Origin of the sequence: Saccharopolyspora elongata, from assembly GCF_004348985.1 — a bacterium.
Taxonomy (GTDB): domain Bacteria; phylum Actinomycetota; class Actinomycetes; order Mycobacteriales; family Pseudonocardiaceae; genus Saccharopolyspora; species Saccharopolyspora elongata.
The window spans coordinates 297047-311989 of sequence record NZ_SMKW01000001.1 but is presented as its reverse complement, the minus strand read 5'-3'; the positions used below and the strand labels follow the sequence as shown (position 1 = coordinate 311989).

13 protein-coding genes are annotated in these 14943 nt (G+C 69.2%); 9 read left to right on the top strand and 4 right to left on the bottom strand.

The features are described 5' to 3' along the window. The first annotated feature begins 35 nt into the window (after positions 1–35). Entirely contained in the window at positions 36–1781 is a 1746-nt protein-coding gene (murJ, locus tag E1288_RS01535; RefSeq protein ID WP_132479602.1) for a murein biosynthesis integral membrane protein MurJ, read from the top strand. 97 nt (positions 1782–1878) lie between these two features. Beyond that, the gene (locus E1288_RS01530; RefSeq protein WP_132479459.1) at positions 1879–3456 is read left to right on the top strand and encodes a protein kinase family protein; all 1578 of its coding nucleotides are present in this window, start codon (positions 1879–1881) and stop codon (positions 3454–3456) included. A gap of 51 nt (positions 3457–3507) precedes the next feature. Here the strand turns inward: E1288_RS01530 and E1288_RS01525 are convergent, their stop codons facing one another. Further along, positions 3508–3867: a hypothetical protein gene (locus E1288_RS01525; protein WP_132479457.1), complete on the bottom strand. Its 360-nt coding sequence runs from the start codon at positions 3865–3867 to the stop codon at positions 3508–3510. Positions 3868–4204: 337 nt separating this feature from the next. Here E1288_RS01525 and sigM point away from each other — a divergent pair, with 337 nt between their 5' ends. The 5 genes from sigM (at position 4205) to E1288_RS01500 (ending at position 8829) form a co-directional block, all read left to right on the top strand. Continuing rightward, positions 4205–4813, top strand: coding sequence for an RNA polymerase sigma factor SigM (gene sigM, locus E1288_RS01520; protein ID WP_093260861.1), 609 nt, complete (start codon positions 4205–4207; stop codon positions 4811–4813). Then, complete coding sequence (locus E1288_RS01515) at positions 4810–5625, top strand: anti-sigma factor (protein ID WP_207954106.1); 816 nt, start codon at positions 4810–4812, stop codon at positions 5623–5625. The genes sigM and E1288_RS01515 overlap by 4 nt, the downstream gene beginning before the upstream one ends. 412 nt (positions 5626–6037) lie before the next feature. Further along, positions 6038–7027: a thioredoxin-disulfide reductase gene (gene trxB, locus E1288_RS01510; protein ID WP_132479455.1), complete on the top strand. Its 990-nt coding sequence runs from the start codon at positions 6038–6040 to the stop codon at positions 7025–7027. Between the two features lie 35 nt (positions 7028–7062). Continuing rightward, positions 7063–7392: a thioredoxin gene (trxA, locus tag E1288_RS01505; protein WP_132479453.1), complete on the top strand. Its 330-nt coding sequence runs from the start codon at positions 7063–7065 to the stop codon at positions 7390–7392. Positions 7393–7680: 288 nt separating this feature from the next. Further along, positions 7681–8829 (top strand): N-acetylmuramoyl-L-alanine amidase, encoded by a 1149-nt coding sequence (locus E1288_RS01500; protein WP_132479451.1) that lies wholly within the window; start codon positions 7681–7683, stop codon positions 8827–8829. Between the two features lie 207 nt (positions 8830–9036). On the opposite strand, the gene E1288_RS01495 is transcribed toward E1288_RS01500, so the two are convergent. Next, positions 9037–9663: a GNAT family N-acetyltransferase gene (locus E1288_RS01495; RefSeq protein ID WP_132479449.1), complete on the bottom strand. Its 627-nt coding sequence runs from the start codon at positions 9661–9663 to the stop codon at positions 9037–9039. Positions 9664–10214: 551 nt separating this feature from the next. On the opposite strand from E1288_RS01495, the gene E1288_RS01490 reads away from it, so the two are divergent. Both E1288_RS01490 and E1288_RS01485 read left to right on the top strand, forming a co-directional pair. After that, on the top strand, positions 10215–11558 hold the full coding sequence (locus E1288_RS01490; RefSeq protein WP_132479447.1) for an aminotransferase-like domain-containing protein: 1344 nt from the start codon (positions 10215–10217) through the stop codon (positions 11556–11558). A gap of 338 nt (positions 11559–11896) precedes the next feature. Next, complete coding sequence (locus E1288_RS01485) at positions 11897–12847, top strand: D-alanine--D-alanine ligase family protein (protein WP_132479445.1); 951 nt, start codon at positions 11897–11899, stop codon at positions 12845–12847. A gap of 121 nt (positions 12848–12968) precedes the next feature. Here E1288_RS01485 and E1288_RS01480 read toward each other — a convergent pair whose 3' ends face one another. Together E1288_RS01480 and E1288_RS01475 are read right to left on the bottom strand one after the other, a co-directional pair. After that, positions 12969–13985 (bottom strand): ParB/RepB/Spo0J family partition protein, encoded by a 1017-nt coding sequence (locus tag E1288_RS01480; protein ID WP_132479443.1) that lies wholly within the window; start codon positions 13983–13985, stop codon positions 12969–12971. Continuing rightward, positions 13982–14881 carry a ParA family protein gene (locus E1288_RS01475; RefSeq protein ID WP_132479441.1) on the bottom strand — a complete coding sequence of 300 codons (900 nt, stop codon included), beginning with the start codon at positions 14879–14881 and terminating at the stop codon, positions 13982–13984. The genes E1288_RS01480 and E1288_RS01475 overlap by 4 nt, the downstream gene beginning before the upstream one ends. Positions 14882–14943: the final 62 nt, after the last annotated feature.

The following is a 14943-nucleotide window of genomic DNA, read 5'->3' as shown; positions in this document are numbered from 1 at the left end:
CCCGACCGACCGCGCCGATCCGCCGCCCCAGCGCGATGCCCCAGGCGCCGGGAGCACCGCGCGGCTGGCACGTCGCGGAGACCCAGCCGATCCCGGCGGTGCCGCCGGAGCCCGGCATCAACCAGGCCGCGGAGCAGGCCACCGAGCAAACGCAGGTCATCCGCCCGGTCTCGCCCGGCAAGCCGTCGCTGCTCAAGGCCAGCGGATCGATGGCCATCGCCACCCTGACCAGCCGGATCACCGGCTTCCTGTGGAAGCTGATGCTGGCCGGGGCGATCGGCTTCGCGGTCGAGAACGACTCGTTCAACGTGGCCAACACGATGCCGAACATGGTCTTCGAGCTGCTCATCGGCGGTGTGCTGACCAGCGTCGTGGTGCCCGTGCTGGTGCGGGCGAAGAAGTCCGACGCCGACGGCGGTGAGCGGTTCGTCCAGACGCTGATGACGCTGGCCACGGTGGTCCTGGCGCTCGGCACGCTGGTGGCGATGCTCTGCACGCCGATCCTGACCTGGGCGCTGGTCACCGAATCCGACGCCTCCAACCGGGATCTGGTCAGCGCCTTCGCGTACCTGCTGCTCCCGCAGATCTTCTTCTATGGCATCAGCGCGCTGGTCGGCGCGATCCTGCAGGCGAAGCAGATCTTCAGCCCGCCGGCCTGGGCACCGGTGGTGAACAACCTGGTCGTGATCGCCACCATCGGCGCCTACGTGCTGCTGCCGGGGCGGCTCACGATCGACCCGGTGTCGATGACCGACGCGCACCTGCTCGTGCTGGGCGTCGGCGTCACCCTCGGCGTGGTCTGCCAGGCCGCGGTGCAGGTGCCGGCGCTGCGCAAGACCGGATTCCGGTTCCGCTGGCGGTGGGGCTGGGATCCGCGGTTGTCGGAGTTCGGCGGGCTCGCGCTGTGGATGCTCGGTTACGTGGCGGTCAGCCAGGTGGGGCTCTGGGCGCTCACCCGGGTGGCCACCGGTGCCGCCGGCGGCGCGCTGTCGACCTACACCTACGCGTGGATGCTGCTGCAGCTGCCCTACGGCGTGATCGGCTTCTCGATCATGACCGCGATCCTGCCGCGGATGAGCGCCGCCGCCGCGGACGGCGACAACGCCAAGGTGATCGGCGACCTGTCGCTGGGCAACCGACTGTCCACTGTGACCTTGTTGCCGATCAGCGCGGTCATGACCGCGCTCGGCGTACCGCTGGCGGTGGCCCTTTTCACGACGGCCAAGCCAGACCTGCTCGAACAGGCCAACACCCTCGGGCTCGGCCTGGCCGTCTCCGCGTTCGGCGTGCTGCCCTACGCGCTGACGATGATGCAGATGCGCACGTTCAACGCGTTCAACGACGCGCGCACCCCCACCCTGATCATGGTCGTGATGACCGTCGTGAAGGTGCTGATGGCCTTCGCGCTGCCCTCGGTGCTCGCGCCCGAGCACGTGGTGTTCGGCCTGTGCTTCGTCAACTCGTTCACGTTCGTGGTCGGTTGGCTGGTCGGCGAAGCCTGGCTGCGGCACCGGCTCGGCCCGCTGGGCAGCCGGCGTTTCCTTGTCACACTGGCAAAAACGTTGACGGCCTCGGTGCTGGGTGGGCTAGTCGCCTGGGCGAGCACGCTCGGCGTGGACGCGCTGATCCCCGGAACCGCCGGCGCGGGAACGGGGTGGTTGCAGCTGATCGTCGGCGTGCTGGTCGGTTTCGCGGCGATCTTCGGCCTGATGTCCTTGCTGCGGGTGACGGAACTCCAGCCGGCGATCGGGCGGCTCACCGGTTTGCTGCGTCGTCGCTGACTTCCGCGTCACGTACCCTCGTTGGCGAAGTCTCCTTCCGTGGGGAATAGGGGTGGCACGCAACCCCTTGCGGACCGGGAGGAGCGGGAGAGGGAAGGTGACCAGCAAACCCACCGAGCAGATCGCGGCGGAACGCGACGAGTCCGGCGACGAGGGTTCGACCGAGCAGGCGCTGCACCCTGGCCGCGTACTGGATCATGGCCGGTATCGGCTCCTTTCCCAGGTCGGCGTCGACGATCGCTGCAACGTGCAGCTGTGGCGGGCCAAGGACGGTGTGCTCGGACGGGATGTCGCGCTCACGGTCCTGGTCGGCGACCGCTCGGACGCCGAGGCGGCGTCGAACGCGCGCCGGACCCTGGAACGCGCGATGCACGCCAGCACCTTCAACCACATCGGCGTCGCGCGGGTGCTCGACGTCGTCACGCAGTCCTCCAGCGATCCGACCGGCGTGCTCGGCATCGTGATCGCCGAGTGGACCCACGGCACCGACCTGCTCGACCTGGTCGCCGAGGGCCCGCTGCCGCCCGGCACCGCGGCCCGGCTGCTGCAGCCGCTGGCCGCCGCGGTCGAGGCGGCGCACCACGCCGGGCTGGTGCTGGGCGCCGACCACCCGCAGCGGATCCGCGTCACGCCGGACGGCGAGATCCGGATGGCCTTCCCCGGCCCGATGGCGCAGGCCACCTCCAGCGACGACGTGCGCGGCCTCGGCTCCGCGCTGTACCTGCTGCTCACCGGTCGCTGGGCGCTCGGCCCCGCGCCCGAGGGCCTGCCAGCCGCCCCGACCGGCCCCGACGGCAACCTGGTCGCGCCGCGCACGCTGCGCCCGACCGTGCCGCTGGAGCTGTCCACGGTCGCGGTGCGCGCGCTGGGCAACCCCGACTCGACGGGCACCACCGGCGGCGTCCGCACCGGTGCCGCCGTGCTCCGCGTGCTGGAGCAGCACGCGACCTTCGAAAACACCAGCACGGTGGGGCAGAGCGGGCAGTCCACCGAGAGCAACGAGGTCTGGCGGCGCGAGGACCCCAAGCCGGACCAGGTGAAGCGCAAGAAGCTGATGATCAGCGTCGGCGTCCTCGCGGTGGCCACGCTGCTGGTGGTCGGCTGGATCGCGGCGTCCCTGATCGGCATGTTCACCGAGAACAACACCAACCGCGGCACGGGCCAGATCATCGGCGAATCCGGCAACCACCCCGGCGGCCAGCAACCGCCCGATCAGCCCTCGGCGAATCTGATCAAGATCCCGGTCAACAACGCGACGCAGTTCAGCGGCAACGGTTCGCCGGACAACCCGGGCAGGCTCCGCAACATCATCGACGGCAACCCGGCCACCGATTGGGGAACCTCCCGCTACAACCAGCAGCTCGGCCCCGGCGGGATCAGCCCTGGAACGGGTGCCGTGCTGACCTTCGACCACGCCGCGGTGCCGCAGGAGATCCTGATCAATTCGGCGAGCGCCGGCACCGTCGTCGAAGTCCGGACAGTCGAGGGGACGCCGAGCGCGGACGGCGGCACGCTGCTGGGATCGGCGACGCTGGGCAACGGCGACACCCCGATCAAGCTGAACGCGAGCGCTCCGGTGCAGCAGATCCTGGTCGTGATCAAGCAGCTGATCTCCAAGGACGGCGGGTACGCCGCCCAGATCAACGAGATCACGGTCAACGGCACCGCAGGCTGAACGCACTTCGTCCCCGCACGACGGCTGTGCGGGGACGAAGCAACGATCGAACTACTGAATGCTCGCGCAGTACTCGGCGAACCAGCCGATGTACGCGTTCGTGTTCAAGTCGAACGCCTTCATCCAAGTGCGGCCGCCGCGGTGCTCATCACACCAGTACGACTCGCCCTCCAGCGCTGGGTACTCGGTCCGGGCCCCGCAGCCGTCGATGCGGCGGACGACCCTGCTGCCGGTCGACGGGGCCTCTCGAACGTTCAATGTGCCGAAGGTCGGGTGCGAGCAGACCAGAAGTGCCTTGGGAGACACATCGGCCTGCTCGGCCGATCCAACCGAAGCATCGGCGGGAACCGAGATCAGGGCGGTGAAAGTACATGCGGCGATCACCGCACCAAACTTCTTCAGCAAATTCAATTCACCTCTTGACGAGCTGCAATGGCCTGTTCACGTTGGCTGGACGCAGCAAACCCCAGTCTCTCCGCAGAAAAGTCACTCCCAGCGAGCCCCAGTACGCTGCGCAGCAGAGAGATTTTGGCGAGGCCGAGGCACCATAGCCAACCGCCGATCGCGTGTACCTAAGGTCATCCAGACCGTCCCCGCGCCGCTTCCGAACAGCCTCTGCAGAGCGACGCCGAATCGCTCGATCCGAAGCCGACCCGACCCCGTTGGCAACGACGCCTGAGCACGGGAGATCCGTCACTCGTCAGTGGGGCGGGTGTGCCGATTCACACGAACAGTAAAGTTCTGTTCCGTGTCTGTCCCCGTCAGCTCGGACGCCGAACTCATAGCGGCGCATACCAACGGAGATCCACATGCGTTCTCCGAGCTCTTCCGCCGACATCGGGATCGGCTGTGGGCGGTTGCGCTGCGGACCATGCGCGATCACGAAGACGCCGCGGATGCGCTTCAGGACGCGATGATCTCGGCCTTCCGCAATGCGTCATCGTTCCGCGCCGAATCCCAGGTGACCACCTGGCTGCACCGGATCGTGGTGAACGCCTGCCTCGACCGGATCCGCCGCCGCCAGGCCCGTCCCACCGTCCCCCTTCCGGAAACCGGCCCCACCGAACCGGCGGTGCCGCGCGATGCGATCGCCGAACAGGACACCAGGATGGCCGTCCAGGAGGCGCTCGCCGAACTCCCCGAAGATCAACGCTCTGCGATCGTCCTGGTGGACGTGGAGGGATACTCCGTGGCGGAGACCGCGGTGATGTTGGGCGTTGCGGAGGGCACCGTCAAGAGCCGGTGCGCACGTGGTCGGGCCAAACTCGCCAAACTTCTGGGGCACCTGCGGAACCCAAGTGCAGATGCGAACGTCCCAGATGACGCGATGGCCATCCGTCGACGGGAGGGACGATGAGTGGTGAACAACGGCGCACGGGGGCGCCGCAGGGACCACCGTGGTCCCTGGACCTGCTGGCCGATCTGCACGCGGGGGTGCTGGACCAGCAGACCGCCGATCAACTGCGCGTCCAGGTCCAGGACGACCCGGAGGCACGGGAGATCCTGGCGGCATTGGACGCCACCAGTTCCGATCTGGCGGCACTGCCGCCACTGACGATTCCGGACGACGTCGCGGCACGCATCGACGCCGCGCTGGAGGACGAGGTCCGGGCTTGGGCCCAGGAGCAGAGCGGTGCTGCGGCACCTGCCGAGCCCGCTGCCCCGCAGCCCGCACCAGCCGCCGAGGAGGGCGGCCAGGTGATCGACTTCGCGGCGGCCAAGCAGCGCCGCCGGCGGAAGTTCACGCTGGGCGCCGGACTGGTCGGCGTGGCCGCGGCGGCCGCCGCCGTGGTGTTCTCGGTCCTGCCGAACAGCACGAGCTCCGACAGCAACCAGGCGCAGCCCGGCGCGACGACCGGCAGACCCGCGCCGCTGGCGCTGCAGGGTGATCAGGTCACGCTGAACGGCGAGCAGTTCGGCGAGATCATGAACTCGGAGCAGTACAGCAGCGCGCTGGCCGATCCGCAGCGGCTCATCGGCTGCCTGCAGGCCAACGGCGTCACGGGCGGCAAGCCGCTCGGGGCGCGGGAGATCACGCTCAACGGGAACCCTGCCCAGCTGCTGATCCTGCCCGGAGGCGGCCTCGGCAAGTTCCGCCTCTTAGCGGTCGGACCCGACTGCGGCCCGGGCAACCCGGCCAAGATCTCGGACTCCACCTTCGGCGGCTGAGAACTGTTTCGGGCTCGTTTTGCGTGGCGGTGCTGGTGGCGGCCCCCCTGCGGGAGTTACAGACGCCGCCTGGCTGTGGGATCCCCGACTTACGTATGACCAAATACGCGGCATCGGGGCTGTCCTCGCCAGGCGACGTCTGAGAACCCGCGGCGGTGCGAGTTGCGTAGGTGGGCTAAACGCCTTCGGCGTTTCAAAGACGAAGGTCGAAGCCACGTGCTGGCGGCCGGGTGCTCGACCCGCGCCCGGCCGCAGAGCCACGCCGGCTCCCGGTCCATGGGACGGGAGTCGGCTTCGCTGTGCCCTGCCGCACCGCCTCTCCGTGATCGGGAACAGACCCGAATAGGATCGCGTTGAGCCGGGTACGGTCGCGCGCCGAGCGCGGCGGAGACGCTACGACGGAAGGGGCGCGGTGACTGACGACGTCCGCAACGTGATCATCGTGGGCTCTGGCCCTGCCGGGTACACCGCTGCGGTGTACGCCGCACGGGCGGAACTCGAACCACTCGTCTTCGAGGGCACCCAGTTCGGTGGCGCGTTGATGACCACCACCGAAGTGGAGAACTTCCCGGGCTTCCGGGAAGGGATCATGGGCCCCGACCTGATGCAGGAGATGCGGTCCCAGGCCGAGCGCTTCGGCGCCGAGCTGCGGGCCGAGGACGTCGAACGCCTCGACCTGACCGGCGAGGTGAAAACCGTGCTGGCCAACGGCGTGGAGTACCGCGCGAAGGCCGTCATCCTGGCGATGGGCGCGGCCGCCCGCTACCTCGGCGTGCCCGGCGAGGAGCGGCTGCTCGGCCGCGGCGTCTCCGCCTGCGCCACCTGCGACGGGTTCTTCTTCCGCGACCAGGACATCGCCGTCATCGGCGGCGGTGACTCGGCGATGGAGGAGGCCACCTTCCTGACCCGCTTCGCGCGGTCGGTGACGATCATCCACCGCCGCGAGGAGTTCCGCGCCTCCAAGATCATGCTGGAGCGGGCCCGGGCCAACGAGAAGATCAAGTGGCTGACCAACAAGGCGGTCACCGAGGTCGTCGGCGACACCACCGTCAGCAGCCTCAAGCTGCGCGACACCATCACCGGCGAGGCCTCCGATCTGGACGTGAGCGGCATGTTCGTCGCCATCGGCCACGACCCGCGCAGCGAGCTGGTGCGCGACCAGGTCAGCGTGGACGACGAGGGCTACGTGCAGGTCCAGCAGCCCACCACGCACACCGGCCTCCCCGGCGTGTTCGCCGCGGGCGACCTGGTGGACCACACCTACCGGCAGGCGATCACCGCCGCGGGTTCCGGCTGCTCCGCGGCCATGGACGCCGAGCGCTGGCTCGCCGAGCACGACGTGCCCCAGGCCGAGATGGCCGCCGAGCTCGTCGGTGGCGGCTACGGGCCCTCGGCGAACTGACTCCAGGCAGCACCAAACCGATAGGGAGAAGGAACATGGCCGACACCAACACGGTGGTCGTCGACGAGAGCACGTTCAAGGAAAAGGTCCTGGAAAGCGACAAGCCGGTCCTGGTCGACTTCTGGGCCACCTGGTGCGGCCCGTGCAAGATGGTCGCCCCGGTGCTCGAGCAGATCGCCGGTGAGCACAAGGACAAGATCGTCGTCGCCAAGCTGGACATCGACGCCAACCCCAGCCTGCAGCGCGACTACCAGGTGATGTCGATCCCGACCCTGCTGCTGTTCGACAAGGGCCAGCCGGTCAAGCAGATCGTCGGCGCCAAGCCGAAGGCCGCGCTCGAGTCCGACCTGTCCGATTACCTGTGAAATCGGACTCCATCTGACGCAACCGAATAACGCGGTCCCGCCGTCTCTCCGATAGGACAGTGACGGCGGGATCGTGTTTTCGCGCACTCAACGAGATCATCCACCCACGGACCGTTGTCGCACGTCCGCCCCGGTGGCCGTGGGCCGCAGCGCCGGGTCCCGGTACACAAGGCACAATGACCCGACGGGTCCGCCTTCCGGACCCGGCACGCAGAACAGGACCCCGGGTATCCCCGGCCATCCTTCGCGTCGGTGCCAAAACCGGCGCCTGAATCGAGCGAGGAGTGCATGCAGCTGCTCCACCGCGGTGACGTCGGTCCGGCCGTTGCCGAGATCAAGAACACTCTTGCGGCGTTGGGTCTACTTCCGTCCAACGGTCGGACGGGACCGGTGATCTACGACGAAGCGGTGGAACAAGCGGTCCGGGTCTTCCAGCAACAACGCGGGTTGATCACGGACGGCGTCGTCGGCCCGGCGACGTACCGGGCGCTGACGGACGCGCGCTGGCGGCTCGGCGACCGCTCGCTGGCCTTCCTGGTGTCCAAGCCGATCAGCGGCGACGACGTCTTCGCGCTGCAGGAGCGGCTGCTGGAGCTCGGCTTCGACGCGGGCCGCCCGGACGGCATCTTCGGCCGGGAGACCGAGCAGGCACTGCGCAGCTTCCAGCGTGACTACGGGCTGAACCCGGACGGCATCTGCGGGCCGGGCACGCTGCGGGCGCTCAAGCAGCTCGCGCCGAAGGTCCGTGGCGGGCGACCGGTGTTCCTGCGGGAGCAGGAGAAGGTCCGGCGCGCTGGACCGCGGCTGCGTGGCAAGCGCATCGTGATCGATCCAGGGCACGGCGGCGCGGACCGCGGGGTCTGCCTGGGCAACGTGCACGAGGCCGACCTGACCTGGGACCTGGCCCGCCGGCTGGAAGGCCGGATGGTCGCCACCGGGATGGAAGCGCTGATCACCCGCGGCCTCAACGCGAGCCCGCCGGACGCCGACCGGGCCGGCTTCGCCAACGAGGCCGGCGCCGACATGTTCCTGTCGCTGCACATCGACGCCAACCGGTCGCCGCTGGCGGAGGGCGTGGCCAGCTTCCACTTCGGCACCGGCAACGGCACCACGTCCACCGTGGGGGAGGCACTGGCCGGCTTCCTGCAGCGCGAGATCGTCGCCCGCACGGGGCTGCGGGACTGCCACACGCACCCGAAGACCTGGGACGTGTTGCGGCTGACCCGGATGCCCGCGGTGCGGATGGAGATCGGCTACCTGACCAACGCCCGGGACCGCAGCCGGCTGCTGGACCCGGCGTTCCGGGACGTCGTGGCGGAGGGCCTGCTGGTCGCGGTGAAGCGGCTGTACCTGCTGGGCAAGGACGACCAGCCCACGGGCACCTTCACCTTCGACGACCTGCTGCGCCACGAGCTCGCCCGCGCCGAAGGCGCCTGACCACGCCTGGTCTCCCCGGTCGACCGAAATTTCAATGGAAATCGAAGGTCCGATTTCCATTGAAATTGCGGCGAACGAAACCCGGGTTCTGCGATGCGGAAGTTCCGGTGGGGATTTGTCGACTTGGTGACTTGGCGACTTGGTGACTTGACCACTCCGGACGCCAGAGCACCTGGGGCGTGGGTCGCAGGTGGTCGCGGGTGCGGGTCAGGCGCCGCCGACCATCGGTTCCGCCGTTTTGATCGTCACCGAGCTCAGCAGCCGCTCCAGCGCCGCTTCCACGTCTTCCTTCCAGGAGATCGCGGTGCGCAGTTCCAGCCGCATCCGCGGCCACTTGGGGTGCTGGCGGACCGTCTTGAAGCCCACCTGCTGCAGGAATCCGGCCGGGATCACGCAGCCCGAGACCGAGCCCGTCAGGTCTCCGAACGCCTCCACGGCCTTCACGCCGCGCCGGGTCAGGTCCTTCGCCACGTTCTGCACCAGTACGCGCCCCAGCCCGCCGTGCTCGTACTCGGGCTGCACGCGCAGCGCAGTGAGCAGCACCGCATCGGCGCTCACCGGGGCGGTGGGGAAGGCTCCGGCACGTGGCACGGCCGCGGGCGGGGCGTACATGGCATAGCCCGCCGGCAGCCCGTCCACGTAGATGATGCGGCCGCAGGAACCCCACTCCAGCAGCACGCTGGAGACCCAAGCTTCCTTCTCCAGTTCGGTCTCGCCGAACTCCTCGGCCTGCTCCCGGACGTGCGGCGCCAACTCCCAGAAAACGCATCGGCGACACCGCTGGGGCAGGTGGTCGAGGTTGTCCAGCGTGACGCCGACGACGCGTCGCGACACCTGACCTCCTGGAAACCCGCACGAACCCGCGCACATCCGGCGGGAATGTCGCCAGGATAAGCCGCCGCAGGCCGCGACCGGAAGCGCCAGCGCTCACCGTCAGCGACTCGATGGGGTGAGATGGGTTACCGCCCAGTCGGTTTGGTGGCGGGAACCGGCACGACCATCGGCGCCACCATCAACCCAACCACCAGAGCCATCTGAACAACCGCCGCCGCGACGCCCTGCGCGGCATGTGCGAGAGCTGCCGCAAGCGGCGCAGCCGCTTAGCCCACCCTCGCAACTTGCACCGCCGCGGGTTCTCAGACGTCGCCTGGCGAGGACACCCTCGATGGCGGGTCATACGCATGTCGGGGATCCCGGAGTCCAGACGGCGTCTGCAACTCCCGCAGGGGGCCGCTACCCGCACCGCCACGCAGAACGAGCCTGGAAAACCCTCTTCCAGCGAGGTGCTGGTTACATGTCGAGGGGGTTGTGGCGATAGGACCTATAGAATCGCCCGATCGTCCCCATGGGATGACCGGAGCGCACAACCGAAACCGGAGCGCGATATGTCGGATCACGGAAGCCAGCCGGCCAAGCCGGAACAGCCCAGCTCGCCCGAGAAGCCCGCACGCAACCTGGACGCGTACCGGGCGCACTACGCCGAGCGGACCGCTGGGATGACCGCCTCCGAGATCCGAGCTCTCTTCGCCGTCGCCAGCCGCCCCGAGGTGGTATCCCTGGCCGGCGGCATGCCGAACCTCGCCGCGCTGCCGCTGGACTCGCTGGCCGCCGAGGTCGCCCGGTTGATCTCCGTCGACGGCCAGGTGGCGCTGCAGTACGGCTCCGCGCACGGCGTTCCGGAGCTGCGCGAGCAGATCTGCGACGTCATGGCGCTGGAGGGGATCTCCGCCCACCCGGACGACGTGATGGTCACCGCGGGCTCCCAGATGGCCCTGGACATGGTCACCCGGATCTTCTGCGACCCGGGCGACGTCATCCTCGCCGAGGGCCCGTCCTACGTCGGTGCGCTCGGCGCGTTCGCCGCCTACCAGGCCGAGGTCGTGCACGTCGCGATGGACGACGACGGCCTGCAGCCCGACGCGCTGCGCCAGGCCATCGCCAACGTGAACGCCCAGGGCAAGCGGATCAAGTTCCTCTACACGATCCCGAACTTCCACAACCCGGGCGGCATCACGCTGGCCCTGCCGCGGCGTGCCGAGATCCTGGAGATCTGCGCCCAGCACGGCATCCTGGTGGTGGAGGACAACCCGTACGGCCTGCTCGGCTTCGACGGTCAGGCGCTCCCGGCGCTGCGCAGCATGGACGCGGACAACGTCGTGTACCTCGGTTCGTTCTCCAAGACCTTCGCCTCGGGCCTGCGGGTCGGCTGGGTGCTGGCGCCGCACGCGATCCGGGAGAAGCTGGTGCTGACCGCGGAGTCGGCCACGCTGTGCCCGCCCACGCTGAACCAGATGATCGTGTCCCGCTACCTGAGCACGCACGACTGGCAGGGGCAGATCAAGATCTTCCAGGAGCAGTACCGCGAGCGCCGCGACGCGATGCTCAGCGCGCTGGAGCAGTACATGCCCCCGGGTTGCACGTGGACGCGCCCGGACGGCGGATTCTTCGTCTGGCTGACCGTCCCGGAAGGCGTGGACACGAAGGCGATGCTGCCCCGCGCGGTGACCCAGCGCGTCGCGTACGTGTCGGGCACCGGCTTCTACCACGACGGGTTCGGCAGCCGGCAGATGCGGCTGTCGTTCTGCTACCCGACGCCGGAGCGGATCCGCGAGGGCGTGCGGCGATTGGCGAACACGCTGACCGAGGAGATGGAACTGGTCCGCACCTTCGGCACGGTGCCCCAGCGCAGCGTCCAAGGCCCGCAGGCTCCGTCGCCCGACACGGCGTAAAGTTTTCGCCGAATCCTGGCAGGAAAAGGGTTCGCTGGCTGGTTTGCGTAGGTGGTCCCTCAGCGGAACCTCAGACGCCGTCTCGACTGCGGGATCCCCGACTTGTGTATGACCAAATACGCGGCATCGGGGCTGTCCTCGCGAGACGACATCTGAGAACCCGCGGCGGTGCCGGTTGCGTGCGTGGCGGAAAGCGGCTTCGCCGCTTGCCTGACGTCACAGTGCGGTGGGACGGATCTCGCCTGCCAATCCGTGTGATCCGAAACGAGAAAACAGTCCACTGTGCACCAGGAGTCTTCCTGAGCACAGTGGACTACTACTTTCCAGGGGTGTGCTGAGTGTCTGATCGCTGGGTTGCCGTGCTCGCCGGAGGGCTGTCGCACGAGCGCGAGGTGTCGTTGCGCTCCGGGCGTCGATTGTCCGCCGCGCTGCGGTCGGTCGGCGTGACCGTCGCGGAGTGGGATGCGGACGCCCGACTGCTGTCCCGCATCGAGCAGGAGCGCCCCGATGCGGTCGTGGTCGCCCTCCACGGCGGGGAAGGGGAGAACGGCGCCGTTCAGGCCGTGCTGGACATGATCGGCGTCCCGTACGTCGGCACCGGCCCGCACGCGTGCCGCAGGGCGTGGGACAAGCCCACCGCCAAGGCCGAGCTGGCGCGCGCAGGACTGGCCACCCCGGACTGGGTCGCGCTGCCGCACGCCACCTTCCGCGAGCTCGGCGCGCAGGCGGTGCTGGACGCGCTCGTGGCCAAGCTCGGCCTGCCGTTGATGCTCAAGCCGGACCAGGGCGGGTCGGCGCTGGGCGCGCACGTGGTGCGCGACGCCGCGGAGCTCCCGTCGGCGATGGTGGGCGCGCTGTCCTACGGGGACGCGGTGCTCGTCGAGCAGTTCGTGGAGGGCACCGAGGTGGCGATCACCGTCATCGACGGGCCGGACGGCCCGGAGGCGCTGCCCGCGGTGCAGATCGAACCGGCGGACGGGGTTTACGACTACACCGCCCGATACACCGCCGGGCTCACGAGCTACCGCGCACCCGCCGAGGTCTCGCCGGAGGCCGCCGCCGCTGCGGGCGAGTTGGCGATCGCCGCACACCGGCTGCTCGGGCTCCGCGACGTCTCCCGGACCGACGCGATCATCGACCGCAACGGGACGCCGCACTTCCTCGAAGTCAACGTGTCGCCCGGGCTGACCGAGACCTCCCTGCTGCCGATGGCGGTCGAGGCCGCCGGCCGGTCGCTGGGGGAGGTCTTCGCGACTCTCGTCGAGCGGGCGATCGCGCGATCGCGGTGATCCGCCGTTTCACGTGAAACAAGAGGGCCGGTCTCCAATGAGACCGGCCCTCTTGTTTTGAACACTAATCGTGGTTTTCAATCACTCAAAGTCATCGTCACCGTGACGAAAGACCCCGGTGTCATTGATCGTCGAGTCCACGGGCATGTTCACCCAAGATCAACTCTGTGACCCGTTCAAGATCGTCTACGGACCCGAACTCGACGACGATCCGCCCCTTCCGCTTGCCGCGCTCCACCTTGACCCTCGTGTCGAAGTGGTTCGACAGCCGATCGGCCAGCCGCTCGAAGCCCGGGGCCTGGATCGGCTTCTTCGCCGCCGGCTTCTCCTTCGCGGGCGCCGCCGACTTCTGGAGCGTCACCGCTTCCTCCGTCGCGCGGACCGACATGCACTCCGCGACGATCCGCTTCGCGAGGTCCTCCTGGGCTCCGGCGTCCTCCAGGCTGAGCAGAGCGCGGGCGTGCCCGGCCGAGAGGACCCCGGCCGCCACCCGGCGCTGCACCGCCATCGGCAGCCGCAGCAGGCGGATGGTGTTGGAGATGACCGGGCGGCTGCGGCCGATCCGGTCGGCCAGCTCGTCGTGCGTCACGCCGAACTCCTCCAGCAGCTGCTGGTAGGCCGACGCCTCTTCGAGCGGGTTGAGCTGAACCCGGTGGATGTTCTCCAGCAATGCGTCCCGGAGCAGCTCGTCGTCCTGCGTCTTGCGGACGATGGCCGGGATGAACTCCAGCCCGGCCAACTGCGAGGCGCGCCACCGGCGCTCGCCCATGATCAGCTCGAACTGATCGGTCCCGAGCTCGCGGACCACGATGGGCTGCATCAGGCCGAACTCGCGGATGGAGTGCTGCAGCTCCTGCAGCGCCTCCTCGTCGAAGACCTGGCGCGGCTGCTTGGGGTTCGGCGTGATCGCGGAGATGGCGATCTCGCGGTAGACCGCGCCGGCCACGGTGCCGCCGGTTTCACGTGAAACCGACTCCTCCACCGGCTCGGCGCTCGGCGCGCCGCGGAGCACCGGACTGCGCAGCGCGGCGCCGTCGGCGCCAGCCGGGGGAGCGCCGGCCGGGGGAGCGCCGGCCGGGGGACCGCTGGGGATCAGCGCGGCGATGCCGCGGCCGAGACCACCTCGACGCTCGGTCATGCTGTCTTCCTCTCGGCCCCCCGCTCGGCGATCTCCCGAGCGGCGTCCAGGTAGCTCATCGACCCGCGCGAGCCCGGGTCGTACGTCAGCACCGTCTGGCCGAAGCCCGGCGCCTCAGAGATCTTCACGCTGCGCGGGATGACCGTCCGCAGCGCCAGGTCGCCGAAGTGCCCGCGCACCTCGGCGGTCACCTGGTCCGCCAGCTTGGTTCGCCCGTCGTACATCGTCAGCAGGATCGTCGACACCCAGAGCGCCGGGTTCAGGTGCGCCTGCACCAGCTCGATGTTGCGGAGCAGCTGCCCCAGGCCCTCCAGCGCGTAGTACTCGCACTGGATCGGGATCAGCACCTCGTGCGCGGCGACCATCGCGTTCACCGTGAGCAGGCCCAGCGACGGCGGGCAGTCGATGAAGACGTAGTCGGGCGCGAGCTGCTCCACCGCCTCGGAGTTCAGCGCCTCCTTCAGCCGGCCCTCGCGCGCCACCATGGTCACGAGCTCGATCTCCGAGCCCGCCAGGTCGATCGTCGCCGGCACGCACCACAGGTTCTTCGACTGGGTGCTCTGCGCCGCCGCGTCGGCGATGTTGATTTCGCCGAGCAGCACCTCGTACACCGACGGCACGCCGGAGCGGTGCTCGACGCCCAGCGCGGTACTCGCGTTGCCCTGCGGGTCGAGGTCGATGACCAACACCTTGAGCCCGTGCAGCGCGAGCCCGGCGGCGAGGTTCACCGTGCTCGTCGTCTTGCCGACGCCGCCCTTCTGGTTCGCCACGGTGATGATCCGCCGGCGGCTGGGGCGGGGGAGTTCCAGGGCCTCCGGGTGCAGCACCCGGGTCGCCCGCTGGGCCTCCTCCATGATCGGAGTCCAGCCGATGTCGTCCCTGCCGAAGCTGCTCATCGACGGGTCGCTACCCGGCCCGGAGGGAAACCGCAGCCCGCCCATTGCACGTCCCTTCGTTT

Bases quoted from the DNA above. Each gene is read 5' to 3' on its own strand.
- E1288_RS01475 (WP_132479441.1), bottom strand. From the start codon at position 14,881: ATGAGCAGCTTCGGCAGGGACGACATCGGCTGGACTCCGATCATGGAG.
- trxA (WP_132479453.1), top strand. From the start codon at position 7,063: ATGGCCGACACCAACACGGTGGTCGTCGACGAGAGCACGTTCAAGGAA.
- E1288_RS01500 (WP_132479451.1), top strand. From the start codon at position 7,681: ATGCAGCTGCTCCACCGCGGTGACGTCGGTCCGGCCGTTGCCGAGATC.
- E1288_RS01490 (WP_132479447.1), top strand. From the start codon at position 10,215: ATGTCGGATCACGGAAGCCAGCCGGCCAAGCCGGAACAGCCCAGCTCG.
- murJ (WP_132479602.1), top strand. From the start codon at position 36: ATGCCCCAGGCGCCGGGAGCACCGCGCGGCTGGCACGTCGCGGAGACC.
- E1288_RS01515 (WP_207954106.1), top strand. From the start codon at position 4,810: ATGAGTGGTGAACAACGGCGCACGGGGGCGCCGCAGGGACCACCGTGG.
- E1288_RS01480 (WP_132479443.1), bottom strand. From the start codon at position 13,985: ATGACCGAGCGTCGAGGTGGTCTCGGCCGCGGCATCGCCGCGCTGATC.